This is a genomic window from Nostoc sp. NMS4 (assembly GCF_017115095.1).
Lineage (GTDB): Bacteria > Cyanobacteriota > Cyanobacteriia > Cyanobacteriales > Nostocaceae > Nostoc.
Genome location: NZ_JABXKI010000430.1, coordinates 1 through 10,725 on the forward strand (window position 1 = coordinate 1; position 10,725 = coordinate 10,725).

Here is a 10,725-nt window from a genome sequence, read left to right on the forward strand (position 1 = left end):
AGCAATTGTGGGAAGGCGCATAATCATAATAAAATGCTAGATTTATTCTAGATTTTAGAAACAAAAACTATATTAATTCTAGCAAATTGCATTCAGAGCGAGTTGGATTATACAAGTAGTACTCCAACCCAAAGAGCGCAAAGGGTTTGTTTCCAAAACACTAGGTAATAGAGCGCACCTTGGATTGGCTTGTTTGGTATTGGCAATGAAACAAACGATATTGCTGTTTATACCGCCTAATTGAATGAAGTCGAGTTAAGACTTTGGTTTATAAGTTGAAGCAACGTGTAATTCTTTCAACTGTTTAGCATCAACACTCGAAGGCGCATCTGTTAACAAACAACGTGCTTGTTGTGTCTTTGGAAAAGCAATGACATCCCGAATCGATTCTTCGCCAGCTAGCAACATTACCAAACGATCTAAACCGTAGGCGATGCCACCATGCGGCGGTGTACCATATTCAAATGCTTCTAAGAGGAAGCCAAATTTACTTTGTGCTTCTTCAGGAGATAAACCGATCGCTTCAAACACCTGCTGTTGAATTTCTCGCTGATAAATCCGCAGACTTCCGCCGCCAACTTCTACGCCATTGAGTATTAAGTCGTAAGCTTGGGCGCGTGCAGTCTTTAAGTCGCTCAAATCATCAGGATGTGGTGCTGTAAATGGGTGGTGTAGTGCTTCTAGGCGCTTTTCGTCAGCATTCCACTCAAACATTGGGAAATCTGTAATCCAGAGCAAGTTGATTTTTTCGGGATCGATTAAGTTAAATTCTTTAGCGATCGCTTGTCGTAATCTATCTAAAGTTTTATTAACTGTAGCAGCTTCCCCTGCCCCAAACAATAACAAATGTCCAGCTTTTGCACCTGTGCGGCGTAAAATTTCTTGTTTTTGTTCTTCGCTTAAATTGTCTTTAATCGCCCCAATGGTGTCAATTTCGCCATCATCCCTGACGCGGATAAAAGCTAAACCTTTAGCACCGGCTTCGCTGGCTTCTTTAAATAAATCGCCACCTGGTTTAATGCGGACATTAGAAATTACATCGTTACCGTTGGGAATGGGTAGAATTTTGACGATACCACCATTGATAACAGTGTCTCGAAAGACTTTGAAACTAGAGTCTTTGACGATATCTGAGACATCAACTAATTCCAAACCATAGCGTGTATCTGGTTTATCGCTACCATAACGTTCCATCCCCTCAGCATAAGTAAGACGCGGAAAAGGACGCTGTAACTCAATGCCTTTGACGGTTTTGTAGATATGGCAAACTAAATTCTCGTTTAGTTCGATAATTTCTTCTTGGGACATGAAGCTCATTTCCATGTCCAACTGAGTAAATTCTGGTTGTCTGTCGGCGCGTAAATCTTCGTCACGAAAACAACGCGCAATCTGATAATATCTATCTAAGCCGGATACCATCAGCAATTGTTTAAATAGCTGGGGTGATTGCGGCAAAGCATACCACTCACCAGGATTGACGCGACTGGGTAGAACATAATCCCGCGCCCCTTCTGGGGTAGAACGGGTAAGAATTGGGGTTTCGACTTCGATAAAACCTTCCAAATCTTCTAAATAACGACGCATCGCTTTAACAATTTGATGACGCAGTTGCAAATTTTGCGCCATGCGATCGCGTCGCAAATCCAAATAACGATATTTCAGCCGTAAGTCTTCCCGCACTGTTTCAGTATCAGCGACAGAAACTTGGAAAGGTAACTGTTTGCGAACAGCGTTGAGTAGTTCAATTTTATCGGCGTAAATTTCTACCTCGCCTGTGGGGATGCGGGTATTCAACGATTCTTCGGGACGTTGTGTTACCCTACCAGTGATTTTGACAACATATTCATTTCGCAGGGTGTTTGCATATTCGTAAGAATCTGGGGTGCGTTGCGGATCGCTGACGATTTGGACAATTCCAGAGCGATCGCGTAAATCCAAAAATATCACACCACCATGATCGCGGCGACGGTCTATCCATCCGTAAAAGGTAACAGTTTCTCCAATATGTTCTTTTCGGAGTTCGCCGCAATAGTGAGTTCGCATAAGTCTTAGTTATTGTTTCCGGGCTAGATTGGCAAGAAAATGTCAAAGCCTTCCCATTATCTAGCATCAATAGTAATTGTAGTAGTTATGGTGAAATAAAAAATCAAATAATCTCACACTATTATCGTGGCGGAGGTGATTTATTTGAGGGGACAGGGATGTTGTAGGCGATGTCTCTTTTACTAGCGATCGCACGATTTTACAATTCTTTTGTTAAAATTGCCGCTTTCAGCCATGATACCACCCTAAACCCGTTAATATCAGCATACCAAAAAAACGGCATTAACTTCAGCAAAGTTGACTTGCCATTAAATTTACTGCCTGGTAGCGAAGTATATGGTGATTCTGCGTACACAGATTATACTACTGAAGACGACCTCGAACAAAACAGTCAAATATTCTTGAAAGTAATGCGGAAAAAGAATCTAAGCGTCAAGATGAACCTTGGAATCAGTATGTTAAGCAACATACAAGACATTATATTGAGGCAGTGTTTAGTAGTATCACTGCTGTTTTTCCAAAATCAATTCATGCTGTTACTTACGAAGGGTTTTTACTCAAACTACAAGCATTCATTTTTGCAATCACCATTAATAGATAAAGCTTCAGCGTCCGTCAGTTCGATCTCTTAAAGATAGATATCTTCAATGACTATTTTTGTTGAGGTTTGCATCATAAGTTTAAGCTAAAATTTATATTCAGCTACCAAATAAATTGAGAAAAGTTGCCTTGAGTTATTTCATGACAACCTCTTAATTACCTTCGCAGAAATTTCTGCATGGATTAATTAGGGATTACTCCTGGTTAATTAATATCTGATAATTTTGGTGTTTTGGGCTGTTGTTCGGAGCTAATAAATTCAGTCTTCGGTGGTTTTCCTATTGTCTTAGGAGGTTGTTTTTTTTGGGGTTGTGGATTATTATTCTCGCTCATCTTAATTTATCTCCTTTATAGCTTTAATTATTTGCCTGTTTTAATATTTCTTGCTTGGAGTTAGTCAAGCAAAAAGTTCAGTGAACGCAGTCAGTTTGTGTTCTGATGATTATCACTTCAAGCCATGTCATCACAATTCCGTAATCCTGTTGAAAATTTTGCTCCATTCTACGTTGAATACTATTGTCAAAGAGCTAGATAGGGAGAAAACTCCTTACTATCTACCTCTTTAACCGAATGGCACTAAGAAAGAACTTCTAAGGGAAAAATTACGGTGAAAGTAGAACCAACGCCTACCTGCGAAGTTAGGTTAATTTGACCTTGCAATAATTTTACCAACCGCGAGACGATCGCTAACCCCAATCCTGTACTATCAGGAAGATAGGGGCGATCGCTAGAACTGACGCGAAAGTAGGGTTCAAATATCTGGGCTTGGTCTTCGGGTGTAATGCCAACTCCAGTGTCAGAAACTGCGATCGCCCATCTCTGATTCTCCAACACCTGACACATGATAATAACAGTCCCCGACTCTGTATAACGAATCGCATTACTAATAAGATTTGTAATAATCTGTTGCAATTGAAAAGAATCTGTAATTAGTTTTTCGGGGAGGCGTTCGTAATCGACTACGATTTGTAAATTTTTTCCCGCAGCTAAAGGTTCCAACATTTCACATACATTATCAATTAATGCACATACATCGATAGGCACTAATTGGAGTTTAATCTGTCCTGCCTCATAGCGCGAAAGTTCTAGTACATCATTGATCAGATGGAGTAAATGTCTACCATTGCGTAGTACGCGCTCAATATGTTCTAAATTGGTAAAATTGTCTTTAATCTCAGTCTTGCGTCGTTGTTGGCGTAAAAACAGATCGGAATAACCAATAATGGAAGTTAAAGGATGTTTCAATTCGTGAGCTAGCTGCGAAAGATACTCTTGATTAGCGCTAATTAGCTGCGTGAGTTCCTCATTATGGAGCGTTAGTGATACTTGCAACTTCTGTAATTCCCGCAAGCGTTCCTCAACATAACTCTTGAAACATCGAGCGATCGCTTCGTCTATGATAGCGTCAATCAAACGCATAGAACGAATTATCTCTGACGGAATTCCCTTTGATAAATCTGCTTGTAGAGCATCAAATATTACTGTTCGCAGCAGATGATATTCTCTAGCAATTTCTGCTGGATCAAAACCTTGTTCCGCTCGAATAGCTCCATGCTGAAAACTGGCAGTAACTATTGACTGAATATCATTATCCTGGGATTTTGAAAGCACTGTCACCATAGCTTTTAATATATCAGGGATGTGATCCTTCACCCCTGTATAAGATAGGTCATCAGCACTTTCAATCCGTCTATCCTTGCGAACAGCTAAAATCCATTTATCAAGGATGATGTCCGTTTTTTCAGCCAGTACTTGACTAAAATCCATTATGTTAAATTCAGCTAGGAGATAGATGAGTAAACTTCCATATCCAAATAGTTTAGCGACTAGTGTGGTGTTTTACCAAAATTAGTGATATGTTTCACCTACCAAAAGAAATAGATTCGAGAGATTCTGCTGTTGGTTAAATTAATATCCGTATATAAAAATCAGAAAGTATAATATATATCTTAACACTATCAATACAAGTCTAGTAATTGCCTTGTGACTTGACTTAACGAAAATATTTAGCTTGCTATACAAAGATTTGATTCACAAGATAACCAAAATCATCAATTTTTGAGATTACCAAAAAGTCAGGGTAGCCAGTTGATTTAAGTAACAAAATAAACAAGATTGATTGGAAGACAGATACTTTCACTGAAGTATCTATGTTATATTATGTATATCAATGTTATAATGTACATAACTTAGTAATTATACTTTAGAGTAAGTCAGCCTAATCCAACAACTCACAGTGCGTGATGTTGGAGCGGAGGAACCAAATTGTGGGGCGTATCTCAGAGAAAGTGAGGAGTTAGAAGTTAGTTTCCTAAATACTTAATTTATAACTCATAACTCATAACTCATAACTTTCTTCAGAAGGGCATCTCTCAGCCCTAGCCCGTCAGCTAACTTCGTAGGCATTGAGAGGAGACTGAAGAGACGGCATTTTTATAATGTTCCGATCTCATCGGTGTCCAAGGCTGGTACTGCTCAAATTTTTTGTACCTGCACTTAAATCTGTTGAGGTCATAAATGATATTTCAACTAAATTTAGCAGCGATCGCAGCGATCGCTGGACAGACTGCTTGGAAAAAGGCAAGCCCTATTATCCTTAGAGATGTCTTCATTCTACCTGTATTGGGCTTCTTGGGAATAATTGTGTTGTGGTGGATTATTGCACTTGCCAACCATGAATTAATGCCCACCCCACCAGAAGCGTTCATCGCTAATCTAGACTACATCTTAAATCCCTTCTACCAGCGAGGCCCAGGCAACTTGGGAATTGGTTGGTTGTTAATCGCAAGTCTGCGCCGGGTATTAATAGGCTTTTTGTTAGGTGCGGTAGTAGCAATTCCTCTGGGGTTTCTAATTGGCATGTCCAGACCTGCAATGCTAGCACTCAATCCCATCATTCAAATTTTTAAACCTGTATCGCCCTTAGCTTGGCTACCCATCGCCTTAGCAATTTTCAATTTGGCAGATCCTTCAGCGATTTTTGTAATTTTCATTACCTCCCTATGGCCGACAATTATTAATACTGCTTTAGGAGTTTCTAGCGTTCCCAAAGATTATTTAGATGTGGCACGAGTCCTGGAAATGCCCCGTTGGCGGCGGATTACAAAAATCATTTGGCCTGCAAGTTTGCCGTATATTTTTACTGGTTTACGAATTAGTTTAGGCATAGCTTGGCTGGTAATCGTTGCCGTGGAAATGCTTACAGGCGGTGTTGGTATCGGCTTTTTTGTCTGGGATGAATGGAGTCGCTTAAACCTGAGTTCAGTCTTTTTAGCTGTGTTGATAATTGGTGTAACTGGGTTAATTCTGGATTACGCCGTGGGCAAAATCGAAGAATTAGTAACCCATCGCCCTAAAACTTCCAACTAACAAACAAGAATTCGGCTGCGATCAAAACAGCAAGATATAACGTGACTCTGCGCTTGTAGCATGAGCAATTAATCACCAATGGAGCTACAAAAATGGGTGATATTAACTGGACTCGGCGAGATATTATCAAGGGAATAGGAGCAACAACGGCGGGAATGGCGTTGTCCTCCTGTGGCATTTCAGGAAATACATCCGCTAAAGGATTGACTGAAGAAGCTTTAGCTGTGCAACCAGTAGTTAAAAGCGGCGACCTAGAAAAAGCCGATCTTACTGTTGGTTACGTTCCTGTTAATGATTGTGCGCCATTTGCGATCGCCTGGAAAAAAGGCTTCTTCCGCAAATATGGTTTGAATGTCACACTCAACCGCGAAGCGAGTTGGGCTACTTCCCGCGACGGTTTAATATTTGGTCGCCTCGATGCTTCACCCGTAGTTTCTGGTGCTGTCACTAACGCTAGAATTGGGGCTGAAGGCGCACGCCACGCCCCCTTGTGTGCAGCGATGACCATCCACCGCCACGGTAACGCCATGACCATGAACAAAGCCATGTGGGATTTTGGGCTACGTCCGTGGTACGAGTATCAAGAAAAATATGGCGATGGTGCTTTAGAAGCCTTTGGGCGCGATTTCCGAGGCTACTTTGACAAGCAGCCGCCAGAAGGTAAAGTTTGGGCGGTTGTTTTGAGTTCCGCCATTTACGAATACTTTGTCCGTTACATATCCGCCGCCGCAGGTGTCGATCCACTTAAAGAATTTCGGATTATCATCGTTCCACCTCCCCAAATGGTAACAAACGTGCGGATTGGTGCAATGCAAGCTTACATGGTTGCAGAACCCTGGAATACACGAGCAATCACAGGTAACGAAAACATCGGCTTTACCTTCGCCCAAGGCAAAGAAGTCTGGCTAGGACACCCAGATCGACTTTTGGGGGTGATGGAATCTTTCATCGACAAATATCCCAAAACCTATCGTTCCCTCGTCAAGGCGATGATTGAAGCTTGCCAATATTGCAGCAAAGTAGAAAACCGCCAAGAAGTAGCCGAACTCCTGACAGAACGTTCCTTTACAGGTGCTAGACCGAAAAAGAAAAATGCCCCAATTGCAAAATTTACAAGTCCCGGAATTCTCGGTAACTACAACTATGGCGGCTTTGACGGCAAAGACCGCACCATCAAAGCTGCTGACACCACGATTTTCTTCGATATTCCTGACAACCTTCCCAAAAAGCCAGGAGAACACTCAACATTCTTATGGAGATCGAGAAGTATCTGGTTAATGACACAAGCAGCGCGGTGGGGACAAATTAAGGAATTTCCCAAAAATGCCGAGAAATTTGCCGAACAAGGTTGGAGAACAGATTTATATCGGCAGATAGCATCAGAAATGGGCATTGAATGTCCCAAGGATGATTACAAGGTCGAACCACCAGAAGTATTTATAGATAAGAAAGGCTTCGACCCCAGCGACCCTGTGGGTTATCTGAATAGTTTTGACATCAGAGCTAATGCTCCCACTCGCTTTTTCATGTCTTAAATCCCAAGTTTAAATATTGATTGACTAAATTATTTGCGGAGCCTTTGATGATGGAATATACCTCATTACCTACTAATACCCAGAACAAAGTTCTGACCCGCCCTGGATTTTTAGAAATTGAAAATTTAGTCAAGTCTTATCCGACACCTGATAAAGATAACTTTGTGGTTTTAGATGGAGTTAATCTTACGATTGGTGAAGATGAATATATTTCTGTAATTGGTCACTCAGGTTGTGGGAAATCAACTCTACTAAAAATAGTAGCTGGTTTAGAAAAAGCTACTTCCGGCTCAGTCAGGCTAGATGGCAAAGAAATTCGTCAGCCGGGAGCCGAAAGGATGATGGTGTTTCAGAACTATTCGCTGTTACCTTGGTTAACAGTACGAGAAAATATCCGTTTAGCCGTGGATGAAGTGTTAAAAAATGCTAATCGGGCTGAAAAAATTAGCATTGTAAATCAACACTTGGCAATGGTAAACTTGACGGCGGCGGCTGACAAATATCCCGATGAAATTTCTGGAGGTATGAAACAACGAGTAGGTATTGCCAGAGCCTTAGCAATTCGTCCCAAAATGTTGCTAATGGATGAACCTTTTGGGGCGCTAGATGCACTAACTCGTGGTAAATTAGAGCAGCAGGTATTGGATATTTGGGAAAATAATCGTCAAGCAGTGATGATGATTACCCACGATGTAGACGAAGCAATTTATATGTCCGATCGCATCGTCTTGATGACCAACGGCCCAGCTGCTAGTATAGGAGAGATTTTAGAAGTTCCTTTTGAGCGTCCACGCGATCGCGCCGCCATCCGAAACTCAAAAGAGTATTTTGAACTCCGTAACCACGCCCTAAACTTCCTCGATCGATATTTTGCCCAAGACGAGTAAATTAGATTATCATTTTTTTTAGTGGGTAGCCTAATTCAAATTCATGAAAGCTGGATTTGGAACGGAGGAACCATATTGTGGGGCGTATCTCATAGAAAATGAGGAGTTAAGAGTCAGAAGTTAAGAATTAGTTAAAAATTATTAATATTAACTCAGCACTCAGCACTCACCACTCAGCACTACTAAGAGAGAGACACCTTCCAGTCTTAGCCCGTCAGCTAACTCCGTAGGCAATGGAAGGAACCCCCAAGACTTAGGCTGTAATACAGTTATTATTGGGGTTTCCTTGACTGATTTCAGATTTGAGATTTTGGTTATCGTCACTCAATCTAAAATCCAAAATCGTTCGACTGAGCGTAGCCGAAGTCTAAAATCTAAAATTTGTCCCCCTGCTTCTCATTGCTAATTCATTTCATTAGGAGAAGTAAAGCTGTGCAAATTAAGCCAATGTTAGCACGTCTGCAAAGTGCCACAGGTCGAAATGACTTAATTGACCAAATGGTACTGCTGCCAGAACCAAAAAAACCTTTTTCAAAAAAACCTGAAAGCTCAAAAGCAGTTAACTTAATTGTTGCTTATGACGCATCTCCCAACAGTCATACAGCACTAGATATTGCTTTTTGGATTGCCCATCAAACCCGTTTAGCCACTAATGCAGAAGTTACAGTTCAAGCTGTTTATGTGGTAGAAGATAATCAAAGCGCTCAGTATCCAAATATCTTGAGTTTTCCCCAACAACAGCCTTCGTTGGAATGTCAAGTTAGTGAAGTATCAAAGTCTGTCACACAGGTATTAACTCAACCCAAATTACAGACAGCGATCGCACCGCTACAACAAGCAGATATAATTCTTTGGCAAGCCCGGAGTCTGGCTGAAGAATGGCAAGGTTCCTTCAAATCTCACCTGCGGTTTGGCTCCATTGCCACAGAACTTAAGAAAGTTGTTGAATCAGAAGCTGCCGATATTTTGTTTTTAGGTTGCAACTCTGTCAATCACCCGATGATTGAGGCTCTAGGTTTTAATTTCCCCTGTGCTGTTTTGGGTATTCCCAGTTGTATTGAGGAATAATTGCTGTTTGAAATTTCAGTAGTTTTTATCAAATTTTAATCATATAAAAGTCACCTACAACTAGGTGACTTTTTTAATTCTTAATTTTAACAAAAAATAATAATGTCTTAACTTTTCGCTATTAAGCTTTTACTTTGATGTCATATACAAAAAAGTAGAACTATGCACAGTTTTCAGATAACCGAATCATCATCAAATATATTATTAACAGAGATTGCTGATTTTGAAGAAAGTATAGATAGCAATTATGTTTCTGAGAATTATACATTTACTCGCAACAGTTGGCGCAAAGACACATTTAACAAAATCTCATCAGAAATCAAAAATGAGTTTTCGAGATTTATTTATAAGGAAATCAAAGACGTTGTAAACAATACTCAAGTTTTGAATGCTATTGCCCAGGCAAATGTGAATCGCCAAGACTTCAAAAACTTCGTTGTTCAGCACTACTTTAGTGCCGACTGGTTTATAGAGCTTTTGATGCATGGTGAAACTCTTGTTTGTGAGCTTGGTCACAAAGAGCTTGCTGATGAGTTTCGGTATAACTATGAAGATGAGATGGGTATTGCCAATGGTGTTCAGGTATTTGAAAATTCACACGAATCATGGCGGCAAGATTATTGTCAAGCGATTGGTATCGATCTCAAGTCTGAGAAGCCGATGGATTCAACTATTGGAAACCACCGTGATCCACTGAAAAAACTAATTGTAGAGAAAAATGGTTATTTTCTAGCAGGAATGTTAGCTGCAACAGAGATATATCTTGTAAAAGAGTTTCAAAAGATACAGTTGGGAAGAGATAAATTGTTTTCAGAAGTATTTATAATTACCGAAAAATGTTCTCCAGAAGTTGTTATCAAAAAGAAAAAAAATCGAAAGTATATTGACGATCATATCAAACATGATGCACTGCATTACGCCGATATTCTCGGACCTGCTCTTACTATCGTTGAAAAAGCAAAGGCAAACAATGGAATTGTAAATGGATATAATGTTGCTGAAGAAATTAAAGCAGGGATTCAAGCTGTTACACGTGCAAAAGAAGGGTTTTATGTAGGTTTGAAAGATTTAATACTCCAGGGAAAAGTATCTAAATATTGAAGATTTGAAAGCCATAGTCTGCGAATTATCTGCGCGAACACTTTTTCTTTGTTTTACCCTCTATTTCGGGAGCATCCCAGTTTTTATTTAGCGAGCAAAGATTAATCCATTGAGATAAGCAC

8 protein-coding genes, 1 pseudogene and 2 riboswitches are annotated in these 10,725 nt (G+C 40.3%); of the genes and pseudogenes, 6 read left to right on the plus strand and 3 right to left on the minus strand.

Annotated features, from left to right (window positions below):
- Window positions 1-255 precede the first annotated feature (255 nt).
- Window positions 256-2,043 carry an aspartate--tRNA ligase gene (gene aspS / locus HWQ37_RS34060; RefSeq protein ID WP_292755736.1) on the minus strand — a complete coding sequence of 596 codons (1,788 nt, stop codon included), beginning with the start codon at window positions 2,041-2,043 and terminating at the stop codon, window positions 256-258.
- Between the two features lie 302 nt (window positions 2,044-2,345).
- On the opposite strand from aspS, the pseudogene HWQ37_RS34930 reads away from it, so the two are divergent.
- Window positions 2,346-2,644: pseudogene (locus HWQ37_RS34930) on the plus strand (transposase family protein); the annotation flags it as partial.
- 203 nt (window positions 2,645-2,847) lie between these two features.
- Here HWQ37_RS34930 and HWQ37_RS34065 read toward each other — a convergent pair.
- A complete protein-coding gene (locus HWQ37_RS34065) occupies window positions 2,848-2,976 on the minus strand; it encodes a hypothetical protein (protein WP_292755738.1) in 129 nt (42 codons plus the stop codon).
- 243 nt (window positions 2,977-3,219) lie between these two features.
- Window positions 3,220-4,410 (minus strand): sensor histidine kinase, encoded by a 1,191-nt coding sequence (locus tag HWQ37_RS34070; RefSeq protein ID WP_292755739.1) that lies wholly within the window; start codon window positions 4,408-4,410, stop codon window positions 3,220-3,222.
- A gap of 438 nt (window positions 4,411-4,848) precedes the next feature.
- Window positions 4,849-5,063: riboswitch (cyclic di-AMP (ydaO/yuaA leader) on the plus strand.
- A 97-nt stretch (window positions 5,064-5,160) separates the two neighbouring features.
- Here HWQ37_RS34070 and ntrB point away from each other — a divergent pair.
- From ntrB to HWQ37_RS34095, 5 genes are all read left to right on the plus strand, one after another.
- Entirely contained in the window at window positions 5,161-6,012 is an 852-nt protein-coding gene (gene ntrB / locus HWQ37_RS34075) for a nitrate ABC transporter permease (protein ID WP_292755740.1), read from the plus strand.
- A gap of 92 nt (window positions 6,013-6,104) precedes the next feature.
- On the plus strand, window positions 6,105-7,547 hold the full coding sequence (locus tag HWQ37_RS34080) for an ABC transporter substrate-binding protein (RefSeq protein ID WP_292755741.1): 1,443 nt from the start codon (window positions 6,105-6,107) through the stop codon (window positions 7,545-7,547).
- Window positions 7,548-7,597: 50 nt separating this feature from the next.
- Window positions 7,598-8,434, plus strand: coding sequence for an ABC transporter ATP-binding protein (locus tag HWQ37_RS34085; protein ID WP_292755744.1), 837 nt, complete (start codon window positions 7,598-7,600; stop codon window positions 8,432-8,434).
- Between the two features lie 17 nt (window positions 8,435-8,451).
- Window positions 8,452-8,682: riboswitch (cyclic di-AMP (ydaO/yuaA leader) on the plus strand.
- Window positions 8,683-8,881: 199 nt separating this feature from the next.
- Window positions 8,882-9,502: a universal stress protein gene (locus tag HWQ37_RS34090; protein WP_292755745.1), complete on the plus strand. Its 621-nt coding sequence runs from the start codon at window positions 8,882-8,884 to the stop codon at window positions 9,500-9,502.
- A 162-nt stretch (window positions 9,503-9,664) separates the two neighbouring features.
- Entirely contained in the window at window positions 9,665-10,603 is a 939-nt protein-coding gene (locus HWQ37_RS34095; RefSeq protein WP_292755743.1) for a hypothetical protein, read from the plus strand.
- The last annotated feature ends 122 nt before the right edge of the window (window positions 10,604-10,725 follow it).

Coding starts and splice junctions, on each gene's coding strand:
- aspS (WP_292755736.1), bottom strand. CDS start 2,043: ATGCGAACTCACTATTGCGGCGAACTCCGAAAAGAACATATTGGAGAA.
- HWQ37_RS34065 (WP_292755738.1), bottom strand. CDS start 2,976: ATGAGCGAGAATAATAATCCACAACCCCAAAAAAAACAACCTCCTAAG.
- HWQ37_RS34070 (WP_292755739.1), bottom strand. CDS start 4,410: ATGGATTTTAGTCAAGTACTGGCTGAAAAAACGGACATCATCCTTGAT.
- ntrB (WP_292755740.1), top strand. CDS start 5,161: ATGATATTTCAACTAAATTTAGCAGCGATCGCAGCGATCGCTGGACAG.
- HWQ37_RS34080 (WP_292755741.1), top strand. CDS start 6,105: ATGGGTGATATTAACTGGACTCGGCGAGATATTATCAAGGGAATAGGA.
- HWQ37_RS34085 (WP_292755744.1), top strand. CDS start 7,598: ATGGAATATACCTCATTACCTACTAATACCCAGAACAAAGTTCTGACC.
- HWQ37_RS34090 (WP_292755745.1), top strand. CDS start 8,882: ATGTTAGCACGTCTGCAAAGTGCCACAGGTCGAAATGACTTAATTGAC.
- HWQ37_RS34095 (WP_292755743.1), top strand. CDS start 9,665: ATGCACAGTTTTCAGATAACCGAATCATCATCAAATATATTATTAACA.